This window comes from Leptolyngbya cf. ectocarpi LEGE 11479, from assembly GCF_015207065.1.
Taxonomy (GTDB): Bacteria; Cyanobacteriota; Cyanobacteriia; order Phormidesmidales; family Phormidesmidaceae; genus Leptothoe; species Leptothoe ectocarpi.
The window spans coordinates 26558-43240 of sequence record NZ_JADEXP010000001.1; the positions used below are offsets into that span (position 1 = coordinate 26558).

A 16683-nucleotide genomic window follows, 5' to 3' on the forward strand; every position below is an offset into this window, starting at 1 on the left:
ATACCTCAAGGATATAGCCCATGAATGCTGCACCAGCATCCCCTAGTTTGAATGAGCGTCCGGTATCCCTAGTGACGTCGGTGGATGAGTTGCTGACTTATGATCCGCTTGAGATCGCACACTACTACCGTTCCCGCCCCCTACAGATATTTCTACGACTACTTGAGCTGGTGTGGTCATTTCTCGGGTTTGGTCTAGGGCTGCTCTGGGACCGGCAAACTGGCCGCCAAGAAAAAATGGCCGCGAAACGGGCTGTCCAGCTGAGGGAGGTATTAACTAAGCTAGGACCGGCCTATATCAAAATTGGTCAGGCCCTCTCCACCCGTCCGGACTTAGTCTCCCCTGCCTTTATGGGAGAATTGGTCAAACTGCAGGACCAGATTCCTCCTTTCCCCAACGAAATCGCCTTTCGCCTAATCCAAGAAGATTTGGGCCAAACTCCCAACGAGATCTACGCGAAGATCTCGCCCGACCCGGTAGCCGCCGCCTCTCTGGGGCAGGTATACAAAGGAAAACTTAAAACCGGCGAGGACGTCGCTATTAAAGTCCAGCGGCCGGGACTTACCGGCCAAATCACCCGCGATATTTACCTGCTACGACGGCTAGCTCAGTGGGCATGCAATAACCTGACGGTGGTGCGCAGCGACTTAGTCAGCATCATGGATGAGTTCGGAACTCGCATCTTTGAAGAGATGGACTACACCCATGAAGGGGAAAATGCCCAGCGGTTCGAGTCCCTCTATGGTTACATACCAGACATCATTGTGCCCCAAATTCACACGGAGCTGACGGCCCGTCGGGTACTCACCATGGAGTGGATTAACGGCACTAAGCTTACCGAACCCGAAATTCTTGAGGCTAAAGGCCTAAAAGCAACTGAGATTGTTGAAATCGGTGTGCAATGCTCCCTTAGACAGCTATTAGAGCACGGCTTTTTCCATGCTGACCCCCATCCAGGGAACCTACTGGTTACCGATGATGGAAAACTGGCCTATCTCGACTTTGGCATGATGTGTCATGTGGAGAGCTACCAGCGCTATGGTCTGATCGAAGCCATTGTCCATATGGTGAATCGTGACTTTGAAGGTCTGGCCAACGACTACGTCAAACTAGAGTTTCTGACACCTGAAACGGATCTCAGCCCGATTATTCCTGCCCTGGCGACCGTCTTTAACAATGCCCTGGGAGCCTCCGTGGCCGAACTCAATCTCAAAAGCATTACCGATGAGTTCTCCTCTCTGATGTATGAGTATCCATTCCGGGTGCCGGCCTACTATGCGTTAATCATTCGCTCCCTGGTTACTCTAGACGGTATTGCCATTAGCGTTGATCCTAGTTTCAAAGTCCTCAGTAAAGCCTATCCTTACGTAGCCAAGCGGTTGCTCACCGATCCGTCTCCAGAGCTGCGCCAGTCTCTCCAGGAGCTGCTATTTAAAGACGGTGACTTCCGCTGGAATCGATTAGAAAACCTGCTGCGCAATGCCCGTGATAGCCAAGACTATGACTTAGAAAAAGTCCTCCAGCAGACCATTGACTATCTCTTCTCAGAGCGGGGCGATCATATTCGCGATCACATTGCCGATGAGGTTGCCAAAAGCCTTGACCAATTTGGTCATAGTTTAGTCAAACGATTGCAAACTGCTGTCACTAGCGAATCCATACCTCAACCGACTCCATCATCACCCGCTACACTGACCAAAGAATGGGAGCATATTAGTCGGATTGTGGGTCTACTCGGAGACACCAAGGGAATGGACGGCGGTACCATGATCCGGCTAGTGCCCCAAGTATTAGTCAAACCTGAAACCCGCCAGATGGGCCAACGCGTAGCCAATAACCTAGCGACGCGCGCGGCAGCTAGACTACTCCGCACATTATTTCTACCCAGGACTAACCATCCCCAAGAAACCAGCAGTTCGCCCGCCCTGCTATCTGCCCAAAAATCAGCGTAGTGCCTTAACCCTGTAAAAACCGACGAGACCAGGCTCTATATAGACAGAGCCTGGTCTCGTCGGTTCTAGACTGTTTATTATTAATCTTCGTCTCTATGGAGACGATTGCGCCCCATTCTGCCGTTCGCGCTCCTCTTGCTCTAATCGCAGTTTCTTTTCTAATGCTTGAATTTCATCCCGTCGGGCCGCCGTTTCTAGGGCGCGACGACGAATTTCTTGACTCTGCAATGTGAGTGACTGACGCCACTGCTCTGCTCGCTCAACTTCTTGATGAAAAAACTGAGGCGTCACCCCTTGGGTTAAGAAGTTAGAGACTAAATCTAATATCCAATCCGTCGCTTCTTGAAGCTCAATCACTTGATTGGAAGCATCTAGCTCCACTAGGACCAGGGTGCCTTCATTAAAAGTCACCGGTAGTGTAGACACAACCTCTTGATCACCTATAGATAGTTCCCATAGGTAATCTTCGAGCTGGCGCGCCAGAAATTGTAAAACGAGAGCCCCCTCAGAGGTTGTGTGGCAAACCTTGGCCAAGTGCTGCATGGTTGGATAAGCAAACGGCTAAAATCTAGTATACCCTTACCATCTTCGCTGGTTGTGGGTTCTGTCGGGGAGGTTCGTCAAGATTTCGTACACGCCCCGTATAAAGTGACACAAATTTGACATTGTCCACTCAAAATACGAAAAAGCATTGCTAAAGCGTGATGGATATAAGAACTACACTGCGATACTGAGCAGTGAGAAGAGCCAAATTTGGCCAATATTTTGATGAAATATCAAAATATATGTGGTTTATGAGGCTCAGTTCTTAAATCTGATTTAAATTCCATCAAAAAAGTCTTTGCTTTCCGGATACTTTTTGCTAAGCCCCACGTCTGGTAGTTCATAAAGCGAATTATTTCACAAGCTAACCATTTGTTGCTAAGTTGGCATCCCTAACCTCTAGCAGGTTTTAGCTTTTCGCATCCCACTTGTTGCATCCCACAAAGACTCTTAACAAAAACGCTGTTAAAGGTCTACGGTATCGATAGCTTAGGTCCCAATGTTATGTCCTTTCATTCTGCTCAACCTCATGAAAATGGTCCATCTGGCAATTTTGAGCCATGGGGCGATTTTTCCCAATATGTTGACGGCGGTAGTCATGAGTTCCCTGCTGCTAGCACTGATGAGCAAACTGATCAGCAAAGGACATTTGCCTCAGAGGAATCAGAGAAATCTGACGACGAAGCCAAGTTTGAACTTTTGAGTGCTTACCTAGACGATGAAGTGACCGCTGAGGAAAGACAGCTGGTCGCCCAGTGGCTGAGGGATGATCCCAACATTCAGCAAATGTATCAACAGTTGCTCATGCTCCGACAAGCGATTCGGACGGCCCCTGTGCCCGAGCAGCCTGCCCTAAAGGTTCCTTCGCCGCCTAAGCTATGGGAGGGGACCTCCTTAGGAATGATGCGTTGGACGTTGGTTTGTGCGGTTGCGATCGCACTTCTAGGCGGTCTTAGCCAACTAACCACAACCAGCGGTCGCCAGAACCTCCAAGAAGCTTGGCAGTTTATCAAAACCCTACCCCAAGGAACATTACTAGAACTGGCTTCAACCACCAGGGAAAACGCAACTGAGCCCCCCGTGCAGTTGGGTCAGAACATAAAGTAGGACTCTTGAATAAAGACCTGGTTTTCTAGGTCACGACTCTTCTAATTCACGACAAATGCCAAACACGGAGGTAAACCCGTGGAGAAAGGTCGTTTTCCCTACAGGCCCAATTTCACCACTACAAAAGAATCCACCTAGGGGGACAGACCCGAGCTGACGACTAAACTGCTCGGTGTCACAATTGGGTTCATCAAACAGGCTCGTACCCCGTCCATTACAGGCAAACAGGAGGGCACCTGAGGGCGCGGCACAGGCTTGATGATCGATGCGATAGGTTTCCAACAAACTGGCCAGGTCATCTTTAGCCGTGTTGGCATCTCTCAAATGAAACTGAATCCGCTGGCCAGGGCGAATGCGGTCGGCAATTGCGATCGCACCAACTTTAGGATCCACACCCACTAAGTTACGAATCAAAAAATCGCCCTGTCCCAAAGCCTGCTTAAAGCTACTCTGAGCCAGCCCAATAAACAATGACTCCTGAGCCAGCTGCCGATCGGTTTCATCTAAGTCTTGAAACAGCTCCTGTAGAGCTTCAAGGGGGGTTTGCTCGGCAGCCTCATCACTACTAACGGACTGGGCAGCCACCTTGGTCACCACGTTGCGATCCCCTTCAACCACACGAAATGTGGGGCCAATAGGGCGACAGCCCTGGGCCACAATGGCATCAATGGTGATATTGCCAAACAGAGCAACACCAATGACCCCTTGACGGTAGAGCTGCTGACCACAAAACAATCCACAGCTGCGGCTAATGCTCTCAATACCAGCCAGCCCACCCACTTTTACCGCATCTGGATAAGCAAAATCCAACCCTTGCAGCAGGTCGTTCATGCCCGATGCAAAGGGATCCGCCATCAGCAGGAAATGGGGATTGTCTGCCGGTGTGACTCCAATAATTTCAGTCCACTCGCTGGGGGGACTGTCTAAATCCGGCAGCTCATCAATGGAAAGATGAAAGCCTTGAATATTAACATCGGGCAAATGGGCAACGGTCAAACTAATGCCAGCGGTTTCTTCCACTTCTATAAGATGGCCGTCACTGGTATTACCAATTACGCCACTCCCACTACAGCCAATAATATGAGCTCCCCCCAGGGGACCTTTGAGCAATGGCAATACGCGGGAATATTCGCTAGCAAAGGCAGATGAAATAAAAATAATGGCCAAGTTCGGAGCTGCTTCTAGCTGGGTCAATACCCGCTCAATGACCTCTCGCAGCGCTAACTCTAGTGAAGGGTGGGTAGAGACAGCACTGGCCCATTTCATAGCGTTTGATGATGACGATGGCAAACTCAATACTCTGCAAAGGTTTAGATCAAAAGGGTTAGATCAAAATACTAGCAGTCTATCCCCAAGCCTCCTGACATTAGGCTTGATCTTAGCTGTTTATAGGTGGGCAAACAGCGCAGGTAACTGGAAGTACCCCATAGCTGAAAGTAAAATCCTGATTAACATCAAAGCCATAGCAGAATACCTTGGCCATGGCCACGTTTTAGCAATTACAAAATGCTTCTTTAGATACAACGAGTTTTCAGAAACCGAAGTTACCATAGGATGTGTAAACCACCTTGAGCACTAGGGTGCTTCTAGTGGGAATAGTTCCTACAGTGCCTCCGTAGGCCATTGGAAACGGTTGCAAACACGCTTTCAAATTACATACATCCATTGAAAGTCAAGGTAGATAATAGATTATGAGCGATATCCAAGAAAAAATCTCTGAAGAGATCAAAACAGCCCGCGACGTCTGCAGCACTGATGGCACTGGTTCTGAAAATTGCGCAGCAGCTTGGGACGCGGTGGAAGAACTCCAAGCTGAAGCTTCACACCAGCGCTCCTCAGAGAAGCCTAAGACTAACTTTGAAACTTACTGTGATGAAAACCCTGAAGCTGATGAGTGCCGAATCTACGAAGATTAACGCCACAGCTGCTGGATCATCTTCCATCTAACAACTCGGATGCTATGGAGCTGAAGATCTAGTTAGTTTGGGTACATTAAGGCCGAGTTTCCTTTCTCCTAAGGGGCTCGGCCTTATGCATGGAGATCGGAGTGGCGCCTTTAAGAGAGTACCGCTATGGCCTCTGACTACCGCCCTGCAATGTTAACCTAGAGAGCGCTTTGATTGCTCATCATTACTTTCATGCCTAGTTCTTCATTCCTACAGTCATTGGTTTGGACAGACTATCGTCTGGCAGTCGTATTTACCGTGCTGCTACCTCTGGTGCTCTTGGTTTGGGCACTGGTCACCCGAGCGGAGGTCCCCCAACAGCTACTAGTTATTTATTGGAAAGTGTCCAGTCTATTGGCGATCAGCCTGTACTTGATGATTGCAGAGCTGCCGTTCAGCTTTTTAACGGCTGTGATGGCACGGGTGCTGATGCCTGTATCCCTGTGGTTTTGGGCCGATCTCAATGAAGAAATTCGAGAGCAGCCTTTTTCTTGGCTAAAACTAGCGTTTACAGCTTGGCGGTGGGGACTGACGTTTTTCTGTGGGTTGGGCGTACTGTTTCAGCTACCGTTTTTACGCTGTGCATTTTCTCGAGCAGCCTTTGGTAGCGAAAGCTGTCAAGTTTGGTTAGAGGCACCCAAGCTGTTTAGGCAATCTTTTCATTCTGGATTTACACCGGGCTTTCTTGGTTTTTGGGCAATTTTGGCTCTGGTTATCTACATTCTGAGCCTAAGCTACTTTATTTTTGTCAAACTGGGACGTCAGGGACGCTCAGCCCTCAATCAGTAGGCTCCCGATGAAGCTCTCTGGTTAAGCCCCACAGGAAGCTATGACAGGATCAATCGAAAAACAGCTTGAGCACTACACGCTGCAACATCCCCAAGAAGTACTACTGGTTGCAGCTGAGGTCAACGGAGACCCAGATGAAATTTTAATATTTAGGGGATTTTCTAGTTCTCTAGTGCGCCCCACGGCACCCGATCCAGATGTCCCGGTGTTGCCTAACGATGCCGTCATTATTGCGATTGATCGTTTAGCTGGCCCTTACCTACCCGACTGCCCCAATTACCTGGAACGGCAGATTAGCTGGGATGAGTTCGCCCAGCGATTAACTAATCCTTGAGGTTACACTCGTTACGTTCAAGACCTGTCACAATAGATACCAGCTGTATAGAATTCTGTGCTGATTTCTAGTGCAGCTGGCTGTTTCGGTAGCTTTTCATCGCGATTCGTCCTCTGCTATGCATCAAACGCAAGATTTACATGTGGTTGAGACTCGGCCACTGATCAGTCCAGCTTTTCTCCACGCCGAGCTTCCCCTGACTCAGTCAGCCGCTGCTTTGGTCGCTAAAACTCGCGATCGCATTCGCAATATTCTCTACAACGAAGATCGTCGTCTGCTGGTAATTGTGGGTCCTTGCTCGGTGCATGATATTGCCGCCGCCCGTGACTATGGCGCTCGGCTGGTTAAACTCCGGGAAGCCCTATCTGATCGCCTAGAGATTGTCATGCGGGTTTATTTCGAAAAACCTCGCACCAATATTGGCTGGAAAGGATTGATCAACGACCCCCACTTAGATGGCAGTTACGATATCAACCAGGGACTGCGATTAGCCCGTAAGCTGCTGATCGACCTGGCTGAAATCGGTTTACCAGCGGCCACCGAACTCCTTGATCCGATTACGCCCCAGTACATTGCTGATGTTATTTCCTGGACCGCTATCGGTGCTCGTACCACCGAAAGCCAAACCCACCGGGAAATGGCCTCTGGATTGTCCATGCCCATCGGCTTTAAAAACAATACCGACGGTAGTTTACAGGCGGCCACCAATGCCATGGTGGCCGCCAGCCGTTCCCACCATTTCCTAGGCATCAACCACAGCGGTTTGGCCAGCATTGTGGCTACCACCGGCAACCCAGACGGGCATTTAGTTTTGCGTGGGGGCAAAAATGGGCCTAACTATAGTGTGGAAAATGTGGAACAGGCGGTAGAGCAGCTGTCCAAAGCAGGGCTCAACCCGAGACTGATGGTGGATTGTAGCCATGCCAATGCCAACAAAAAACACCAGCAGCAAGCTGTGGTCTTAAGTAATATTGCGGAGCAACTCAAAACAGGCTCCCGTCATATTCTTGGCGTCATGATTGAAAGCCACATCAAAGCGGGTCGCCAGTCTCTCCCTGAGAATTTAGACGATTTAGTTTATGGTCAAAGCATCACCGATGCCTGTGTAGATTTCGAAACGACCGAGACCATGCTGGAGCAGCTAGCAGTCGCGGTGGAGCCCCATTTGTCCGCTACTACCCCGCGCTAGAACAGAGGCAGGTTAATGTTGACGCTCGCTCCATAGATCGTGTCATCAAAGTTTACATTTGGTCGGGACGAGCGGCCAAATCGTAATCCGGTAAACACGCTCAAACGAGTTGTGCTGGAGAGGTCGTGACTGAACTGCGCTAGCACTTGATGATACGTGTCATGACGCGATACTTGAGTGTAATCGTCAAGAAATAGCTGATAAAGCAAACTCACGCGGGTCTGAGGATCAAACCCATAGTTTAGGGAGCCGGTAGCAATCTGACTAAAACGGCTAAATTCTTCTGGGTCGCTGTAGCTCAAACGAGCCTGATAATAGGCATCGACCCAGGTGCGATTATTTAAAATGTCGCGTCTGCTGAGCAGTAGCTCTACGTAGTTAGCCGTAAAGAATGAATCGCTGCCGGGGGTAGTGAGGTCTTGGTAGCGCCAGTTAAGCTGGCCATAGCTACGCGTTCCCAACCGTTGTCGAATACCGGCTTGAAACTGAATTTCATCATAGTCAACAACGGATAAATCTTCGTATCGGGCCAGGTTAGCTTCAGCACTTAGCACCAGGTTGGTCTTATCCGTCAGCCGGGGAAACGCGAACAGGCCAATACCCGTTTGATAAATCCGATCGTCGATGGGGTTAGGGGTACGGAACAAATTATTGCCCCCATAGACGTTGGCACGCCCTGTCAAAAATACGCTGGTTTGGCGAGTGGGCTCAGGCTCCACCTCTAATGGGGCATCGTCAGTCGGTCGAATGCGCAGTATACCTAGCTCACTGTCGATACCTACGGGTTGCGATCGCACCCGCAGAATCCCTAACTCATCGTCAACCTCCCCTTCAGGAACCGCCACATCCGCTGGCTGTGCATGGGCTGGCTCCGCATCGTCCTCATCATCAGCGTCCTTACCCTCCCCCACAATCTCGTCCTCCCCATCCTTACCCTCAGACGGCAGCCGGAGCATCTTGTTAGGCACCGGCTTCTCGCAACACAGCAATGAATCATGGGCCGCCAATCCGACTGTGGCCCCCAGAGAACTTTTCCCATTTTGAGCAATCTGAGCAACCGCACTACACTGCAGTACTCCCAAGCTTCCTAGGCACATTACCAACACCTGTATGTTCACCCATGGCCTAGAAAACAGCCTCATTATCAACGTTCCAGATCGTTAACACACTCATTTACTTGTTACCAGCACACCAATAGCGACTCAACCGCACAATGGCGTTACTTTCTCTAAAAGCCAAACATTCGCCCAACATTCGTAATATAGTGCAGAAAAATTAGCGTAAAAAAGCTACCTGCACAGACCAAACATCATCACTGAATGTTGCTAACCCAAATACCTAAATTTTTCTACCAAACAATAAAAAATAAGGAATAATGGCCTTAAAATTGAGTAAATCACATGATTTAGCCCTCAATTTAAAGAATGCATAAACAGGACTGTGGCCATGATGCCAAAAAGTTAGGTAGTATTACTACTGGAGCAGAGTAAAAGTCCCTGCTCGGTGCATTCGCCCAGTACTTCTGCCCATGACCCCCTGCTTTAGTATGTGCAAAGTTTCTGCCCGCTGGTGCTCAGTTTTTTTGGGTGCCTCCATTATTCTTGGCATTCCCGGTGCTGCCCTAGCGCAAACGTCGCTTACTTGGGCTAAAGTTGAGCGTTTGCGTAACCGAGTACATTTGATTCCCAACGGTTATGGTGCCAGATTGGCTAGAGTTGCCGATGTCATGAGTATTGGTGATGCTCTAAGAACTGCACCATCAGCCCGAGCCGAGCTGCGCTTTAATGATGGCTCTTTAGCTCGAGTCGGAGAGCAAGCCACATTCCGGTTCACTCCAAATACTCGCAATTTTCAACTTTCCAATGGTACTGTCTTGCTCTTAATTCCTCCGGGACGCGGGCGTACAACCATTCAAACTCCGAACGCTGTAACTGGCATTCAAGGCTCTGCATTATTTGTAAGAGTACGCTGTCTTGCGGAGCTAAGCTCTGAAGGAAACTGCTCTGCACCAGTAACGTTTGTCGGAGCCCTGACCAACAATCCCGCTGGGGCCATGGTTGCGTTTAACGAAAGCGGCTCACAGCAGCAACCTATTTATGCCGGAGAAATGATTGTCATCGAAGGCGATGAGATCATTGAGCGGCTTGAGTTTGACTTAAGAACTTTTTATCAAACTAGCGGATTGGTAGAAGGGTTAAATCTGGACAGTCCCACCCCACCCGAAGAACTCTCAGAAGATCTGCAAGGGGTATGGCAAGAAATTCAGGATGCTCTGGAGCTGCAGGGAGATTTTGACGCTCAGGGCTCAGCCGAAGAAATTGTAGAAAACCCAGGTTTTCTCGCTCCAACAGTGAGCCCACTGAACGCACTAGATTCAGCGGACTCTACGTCTCACAATATTTTTGCTGGTTTCCCTGGATTTTCAACTTCACCAGCAGCAGCTTTTCATAATGTAGCCGTTCCAGTAGTCGCATCCCAGCAATCATCAGAAACGCCTACAGCCACAATCTTTGAATTGCCAGATAATGACGCTACGTTGAACACAGATGTTGCCAATGCAAGGCTTGGAGCTGTCCTAGGAGTCGGGACACCAGCCCCAGCTCCGGCCCCAGTAGCCGTAGTGAATACGGTTGCTCCTCCAACGATCAATACCCCAGTGACTCCAGCGGTCACAACGACGGCACCGGTCAATACTCCGGTAACTCCAGTGGTGACCACGACTGCACCAGTTAATACTCCGGTAACCCCGGTGGTCACAACGACGGCACCGGTCAATACTCCGGTAACTCCAGTGGTGACCACGACTGCACCAGTTAATACTCCGGTAACTCCGGTGGTCACAACGACGGCACCGGTCAATACTCCGGTAACTCCAGTGGTGACCACGACCGCACCAGTTAATACTCCGGTAACTCCGGTGGTCACAACAACGGCACCAGTCGATACTCCAACGAATCCAGGAGTACCCACTTTAGAAGCTGATGCAATAGATCCACCAGAACGTAATGATTTATCCCAAGAAAACTTTAATTGGGATACACCTGCAACGGGTGATCCTGAAGTATTACAATCATCGCCCAATATAGATTTGTAATAAATTTAGGAACCTTGCGTTCTACACACATCGTGTTGTATTGAGTTTGGCAAACATAGTTAGCCTCTCATGTATCGCTATCATTTTTCTTATCGATAGCCGTAGTCGCACCTGGCAACTTATAATCCTTATTCCAGTCCGTTGGCAAAATAATCGTTGAGACCTTAGCATCTTGATTATCGATTGGTCTTGGTTCTGGTTGCTCCAATGTAAGTGTGTCCTCAGATAGTCCATCTAGTTTCAACTGTCGTAAGTCCTGGAGCACTGCGCTTGCAGTTGAATATCGCTGATTAAAGTCGTAGCGGACCATTTTCTCCAGCAATTTAGCTAGACCAGGATGTAAATCTGGAATCTTATGAGTCCACATAATTTCTCCGTGGGAATCTCGCTGGAGTGCATGGGGTGGTAATCCAGTTACAGCCTCTATAGCCGTAATACCCAGTGCATAGAGGTCGCTACTAAAGTTAGGCAATCCTGCAGACTGCTCACTTGGCATATATCCTTGGGTGCCAATCCCAACCGTTGAGGTAATGCGAGCATTAGTATCAGTCAATCGATTAGAAATTTGTTTAACCGCACCGAAATCAATGAGTACGTAGCGACGATCATGATGACGGGCAATAATATTGGACGGTTTTATATCTCGATGGATTACACCTTGTGCATGCACTGCTTGAATCACCGGCAACAGATCCAATAAAAACTCAGCTACTGCACGTTGTGACATCGGTTGTTGAGGATTCAGCAGATCCTTCAGCAACGTTCCATCAATCATCTCTTGCACGAGGTAAAAAGAATAGTTGGATTCAAAATAAGCTAGTAAACGCGGAATTTGATCATGTTCCCCTAACCGCTCTAAGGTCGCAGCTTCTGCCGAGAACAAACGCTGTGCTAACTGGTGGGCCCTGGGATTATCACTGACAATTTTCAGCTGCTTGACCACGCAAATTGGATTACCAGGGCGCTGTGTATCATGAGCTAAATAAGTGTCCCCAAAACCCCCTGCACCTAAAATTTTGCTAATTTGATAGCGATCGCTTAGTACTGTGCCAATCATTTCGCTCTCATGAATAGCCAGGAGATCTTTAAAGTCATCTTGCTGACTAATAATCTGTTGCACAATGGGAGATGTTACATAGCGTGCTAGCGTATTACGCAATGTTTTTTTCTGTAGCTGCTCACTAAAGAATCCAATTGTAAAATCTGCGGCTGCAAAGCCTAACACACCTAAAATTGGTACCGCGATGGGAATGATAACGCCCCCGATTGTAAAGACAATAAAGCCTACCAATCCCCAAGCTACTGATCCGGCAGCAGCCCATACTAATCGGCGAAAGGGTGTGCGTGAGGAGACTTTACTAATAACAATCGCCATTCCTCCCAGCCAGACACCGACCATCAGCGCGCTGAGCCATGGTCTTTGAGCTACGGAATATAGAGCTAGATCATCTCGTAGCGTCGCAACAGTATTCGCTAAAATCTCCACACCTGGCATGGGTGTGGAATATAACAAACTCTTAGAAAAGGGGGCTGCATGAAAGTCTTGATGGAGAGCAGCCGTGGACCCAACAAGAACAATCTTATTCTCAAAAAAACGCCCATTATCTAACTGAGTTTTCCAAAGCTGCTCATCTAAAAGATACCAAAAGGGAACATGTTGAAAGGTTTTTGCCGGTCCATGGAAGAAAATATAATCACCCCCATCCTTGGTGTAGTCGCTCTGAGCGGCTTTTAATGTGGCTTCAGCAAAGCTAAGCACCGCAGGTTCAGTGCTGATATCGTTGACTACAGACGCATCGCCTAAAAGATTTGCTTCAACATTTTTTAGAGCTTCTAAAAACTCTCGGCTGAGACGATGAATCTTACCATTGGGTTCTAAAATAAAGTTAATCGCCCCTACTTGAATGGGCATCTCACGAAAGTCAGGCAAGGGTAATGTGGGCTGCAATAAGGAGCCCTGTCTCAAATCAATATCACCATATTGCGCAGCCAACACTACTTGTGAGCCTCGTTCAGCCAGGACTTGGGAAAAGGCTTCATCATCTTGAGGCCCGTAGCTACTGGGTAAGGCAAAAACGATATCAAGAGCAATGGCACTCGCTCCGGCCTCCAAAATTTTCTCTACAGCAGTGGCATAGGTGGCACGGGGCCACGGCCAAGAGCCAATGGCAGCCAACTCTGGATAAGCATCGGGCTGATCTAAATAGTGCTGACCTTGGGATAAGGACTCTTCATCAATCGCTAAGATCACAATGTCCTCCGGGGCTGACATGGTTCCCCGTAACTCCCACATGAGCGATTGCCCTTGATGCTCTAAGGAACGAATAAAACTAAGATTCAATCCGGTAACCAGAGCAGTCGTACCAACCAGTAGGCCATTCAAGTAGGAGCGCCATCGCTGTGCAAAATTTATAGTTGGTATCAGGTGACGGAGACGATCCTGAGATGTCAGCGTAGCCGTGATATCGGCACCATCCTGTTTCATCCGTATAAAAGAGTATTTAGATACTGTACAAAGTAAAGCGGTAGATGATGCAACCTGAATTAAATTAGGACTTCTTGGGGCTCGTTAATCGAGCTACCCATTTTCAGTATTTTTTATAAAGAGCAGTGTATAAAATCACATAAAGTGTGCGATAGTATTACGGTCATATCCTGTGCTTTTCCCACTATCATAGCCTGAAGCCAATGGACGTAGCTTATTCTTATACTATGACGCTCGATTAGTGCTTGATATAGGAATCTATTTATTTCAACATCAAACTCTATGAGTGCAAAGCTTCCAGATTTTTAGGGGACATCTGCATAATAGCCAGATCTGCCTTATAGTAGTAACCTGCCCATTCTAGAAACAGAGTTGAACAGGCTGGCAGTCAATCGATGCGTCTGTGAGCTTCGTCTTTAGGTGCTTAGCAGTCTGCCAAGTTAACTATCCGCATAACAAAGCTAATTTATGTACTGAAAATGTGCATTCTAACTGAAAAAGTATGGATACAAAGTTCTATGGAATTTTAGTGAATTTTCTATGTATACGGGGACTTATGGTAGATGCCTAGCTAACTTAAGTTAAAACAATCCAGGATCGGCTTTGATTATTTATATATCGTCACCTTTAAACTCCTTATTAAGCTAGCGGTAATTATCCGCGCTTTAAGTTGTAGCCTGTGTTTTTTCGTTTATGAATGTTGGACTCAGGTTAAGTGAGCAGTTACATCCGACTTCATACTCAGGCGTTCTTCTGTTCTTATATTTTACGTTCCAGACTATGGCTAGCTAGCTGTACCGATGATTGGTTTTCAACGGCAGCTATTTAGTTTCTATTTAATCTTATTGTTTTTACTTCTATGCATACGCAACCGTTAAGTCGACTTTCTATATTTGTAGATGGGAATAATATGTTCTATGCCCAGCAAAAAAATGGCTGGTTTTTTGACCCTAAGCGTGTACTAGAGTACTTTACGAAAGAAACCGTCCCTTCTACGTTAGTTAACGCCTTTTGGTATACAGGTCTTAAAGATCCGCAGGATCAGCGTGGATTTCGCGATGCGCTAATTAGTCTTGGGTACACGGTGCGTACCAAAATTTTGAAAGAATACTATGACGATAATTCTGGACGCTATTCCCAGAAAGCAAACTTAGATATTGAAATCGTCGTTGATATGTTTAATACGGCAGCCCAATATGACCGGGTTGTCTTATTTAGTGGTGATGGTGATTTTGAGCGCGCCATTGAATTACTGCGTTCCAAAAATACCCACATTACTGTGGTTTCTACTGAAGGAATGATTGCGCGGGAATTGCGTAATGCAACTGACCGTTACATCGATCTAAATTCTGTAAGACGCTATATCGAGAAGGATTAATCGCTAATTTCCCCGGCTGTGGGGTGCTTTTAGGTTATCTAAATCTGGCCCTAGGGGAATAATGCCGCCTGGATTGAGGGGAAATAGGTTACCGAAGTAGTTCCGTTTGATGGCATCAACATCACATGTGCTGGCGATGCCTGGCAGCTGATAGATATCGCGTACATATTCACTGAGGTTTTTATAGTCTGCGATGCGCTGACGGTTACACTTAAACAGGCCATAGTAGGCTACATCAAAGCGAATCAGGGTGGTAAATAAACGAATATCAGCCAGGGTTAGCACATTACCGCAGAGATAGCGATGATGGGCCAGGGTTTTGTCAATGGTATCTAAGCTATCAAATAGCTCATTGCAAGCATCTTCATAAGCAGTCTGAGTCTGGGCAAAACCACAGCGGTAGACGCCGTTATTGACAGTGGAGTAAATTCGGGTGTTCCACTGATCAATATCGGCTTGTAATGCCGCTGGATAAAGCTCGAGTTCCGGGTGAGAGGCCCAGCTATTAAAGGCGGCGTTCAAAATCTCGATAATCTCAGCACTCTCATTATTAACAATTTTATGGGTTTGGCTGTCCCACAGAACGGGGACTGTCGCCCGCCCTTTGTAGCCAGACTGGATCTGGTTATAGAACTGGGGCATGGTGCGACATCCCAGAGAGTCTGCTTGCGATGGCTGGTCAAAGACCCAACAGCCTTCATTCCCTGATGGGGAGACGATAGTGATAGAAATAGCTGATTCTAATCCTTTCAGCGCTCGGACTATTAGGGTGCGATGGGCCCAAGGACAGCCCATGCCGACGATAAGTCGATAGCGGTGAGCAGCGGCAGGAAATGTGGAGGAGGGGATGCGATCGCAAAACACACTCTCCGGTCTCTGATAAGCACCGCCTTTATCGCTAGGAGCCATTTGGGACATCATCGTCCGCCATAGGGTGGTCCAAATAGTTTTAGCCGTGCGAATGAGGAGCGTAGGAGGTAGAGCCATGATAGGAAATTAACAACGCCGTTTAAACCAGGCCTGAAGAATAGGGATATTAGCAATTTGGTCAGGTTGAATGGTATCCCAATCTAAACCGGTAGGTCTTGGATGACTGTGTTCAGTCGTCCAAGACCGCGTCGGTGTAACTATTAAGTCTAACCCCCAGTCATGTTGCTGCATCGGCAGTTCTGCTGCAGCAACGATCTGTAAATCATGCACCGTGGTGGCAATAGGCGTGTCGGCTGCAATCAGCTTACATGCTCGCAGCATTGCCAATTCTAAATCAGCAAAGCCAGCGCCTTTCCCCGTACGACCGCCATTGGCAGAGACCGCCACACAACCGACTATCACCAAATCAATCGGGTGCATTTCCTCAAACGCCACTAACCGCCCATGGACCATCGCTCCTTTCATAGAAGCAGCATCCTCTAGAGCCACACCTTTAGTCTTGAGAGCCATAGCTGTTAGTTCAACAAAGCATTTTTTACGCGAGAGACGGGGGACAGCCATATACAGAGTTTTGCCATCGGTCAAGGCCCGCAACCGCACTGCAGACTGAGGTGAGTCAGGATTACACTTAACCACTTGGGCACACTGCCACAGCTTGGTGGCCGCCAAACCACCTGCGGCCATGTCAGCCCCTATAAAATTGGGAATATGGCCCACCGGATCGCGGTGGGTGACATGGTGGTTTTTGAGGATAGACCAAATACGCTGACGTAAATCGTCTTTGCCGCTATGGCGACCGGACCAGACGGACATAGGTTAAGCAAAAAAAGTTTTTAACTTAGACTTTCTAACTTATACAACGGTAACCACTAGCTAAATGTTTTCTAAATCTTTGGGGTGCCCTACAGGACTGGACTCTAAGGTGAGTACATCTAC

At 48.0% G+C, this 16683-nt stretch carries 14 protein-coding genes; 8 read left to right on the top strand and 6 right to left on the bottom strand.

Annotated features, from left to right (window positions below; genetic code table 11):
- Positions 1 to 20: 20 nt before the first annotated feature.
- Positions 21 to 1952 (top strand): ABC1 kinase family protein, encoded by a 1932-nt coding sequence (locus IQ260_RS00160; RefSeq protein WP_193989722.1) that lies wholly within the window; start codon positions 21 to 23, stop codon positions 1950 to 1952.
- A 93-nt stretch (positions 1953 to 2045) separates the two neighbouring features.
- On the opposite strand, the gene IQ260_RS00165 is transcribed toward IQ260_RS00160, so the two are convergent.
- Entirely contained in the window at positions 2046 to 2495 is a 450-nt protein-coding gene (locus tag IQ260_RS00165) for a hypothetical protein (RefSeq protein WP_193989724.1), read from the bottom strand.
- 504 nt (positions 2496 to 2999) lie between these two features.
- Here IQ260_RS00165 and IQ260_RS00170 point away from each other — a divergent pair.
- The gene (locus IQ260_RS00170) at positions 3000 to 3602 is read left to right on the top strand and encodes an anti-sigma factor family protein (RefSeq protein WP_193989726.1); all 603 of its coding nucleotides are present in this window, start codon (positions 3000 to 3002) and stop codon (positions 3600 to 3602) included.
- Between the two features lie 30 nt (positions 3603 to 3632).
- Here IQ260_RS00170 and IQ260_RS00175 read toward each other — a convergent pair whose 3' ends face one another.
- Positions 3633 to 4868: an FIST signal transduction protein gene (locus IQ260_RS00175; protein ID WP_193989728.1), complete on the bottom strand. Its 1236-nt coding sequence runs from the start codon at positions 4866 to 4868 to the stop codon at positions 3633 to 3635.
- 425 nt (positions 4869 to 5293) lie between these two features.
- Here IQ260_RS00175 and IQ260_RS00180 point away from each other — a divergent pair, with 425 nt between their 5' ends.
- From IQ260_RS00180 to IQ260_RS00195, 4 genes are all read left to right on the top strand, one after another.
- Positions 5294 to 5518 carry a Calvin cycle protein CP12 gene (locus tag IQ260_RS00180; protein WP_193989730.1) on the top strand — a complete coding sequence of 75 codons (225 nt, stop codon included), beginning with the start codon at positions 5294 to 5296 and terminating at the stop codon, positions 5516 to 5518.
- A 222-nt stretch (positions 5519 to 5740) separates the two neighbouring features.
- Positions 5741 to 6337: a DUF3177 family protein gene (locus IQ260_RS00185; protein WP_193989732.1), complete on the top strand. Its 597-nt coding sequence runs from the start codon at positions 5741 to 5743 to the stop codon at positions 6335 to 6337.
- 40 nt (positions 6338 to 6377) lie between these two features.
- Positions 6378 to 6671, top strand: a complete 294-nt coding sequence (locus tag IQ260_RS00190; protein ID WP_193989734.1) for a DUF7734 family protein — start codon at positions 6378 to 6380, stop codon at positions 6669 to 6671.
- A gap of 118 nt (positions 6672 to 6789) precedes the next feature.
- On the top strand, positions 6790 to 7860 hold the full coding sequence (locus tag IQ260_RS00195) for a 3-deoxy-7-phosphoheptulonate synthase (RefSeq protein ID WP_193989736.1): 1071 nt from the start codon (positions 6790 to 6792) through the stop codon (positions 7858 to 7860).
- On the opposite strand, the gene IQ260_RS00200 is transcribed toward IQ260_RS00195, so the two are convergent.
- Complete coding sequence (locus tag IQ260_RS00200) at positions 7857 to 8957, bottom strand: hypothetical protein (RefSeq protein ID WP_193989738.1); 1101 nt, start codon at positions 8955 to 8957, stop codon at positions 7857 to 7859. The genes IQ260_RS00195 and IQ260_RS00200 overlap by 4 nt on opposite strands.
- A 449-nt stretch (positions 8958 to 9406) precedes the next feature.
- Here IQ260_RS00200 and IQ260_RS00205 point away from each other — a divergent pair, with 449 nt between their 5' ends.
- Entirely contained in the window at positions 9407 to 10954 is a 1548-nt protein-coding gene (locus IQ260_RS00205; RefSeq protein WP_193989740.1) for a FecR family protein, read from the top strand.
- Positions 10955 to 11021: 67 nt separating this feature from the next.
- Here IQ260_RS00205 and IQ260_RS00210 read toward each other — a convergent pair whose 3' ends face one another.
- Positions 11022 to 13439, bottom strand: coding sequence for a serine/threonine-protein kinase (locus tag IQ260_RS00210; RefSeq protein ID WP_193989742.1), 2418 nt, complete (start codon positions 13437 to 13439; stop codon positions 11022 to 11024).
- An 859-nt stretch (positions 13440 to 14298) separates the two neighbouring features.
- On the opposite strand from IQ260_RS00210, the gene IQ260_RS00215 reads away from it, so the two are divergent.
- Complete coding sequence (locus IQ260_RS00215) at positions 14299 to 14817, top strand: LabA-like NYN domain-containing protein (protein WP_193989744.1); 519 nt, start codon at positions 14299 to 14301, stop codon at positions 14815 to 14817.
- Between the two features lie 3 nt (positions 14818 to 14820).
- Here the strand turns inward: IQ260_RS00215 and IQ260_RS00220 are convergent, their stop codons facing one another.
- Complete coding sequence (locus IQ260_RS00220) at positions 14821 to 15804, bottom strand: glutathione S-transferase family protein (protein ID WP_193989745.1); 984 nt, start codon at positions 15802 to 15804, stop codon at positions 14821 to 14823.
- Positions 15805 to 15813: 9 nt separating this feature from the next.
- A complete protein-coding gene (locus IQ260_RS00225; protein ID WP_193989746.1) occupies positions 15814 to 16560 on the bottom strand; it encodes a 5-formyltetrahydrofolate cyclo-ligase in 747 nt (248 codons plus the stop codon).
- Between the last annotated feature and the right edge of the window lie 123 nt (positions 16561 to 16683).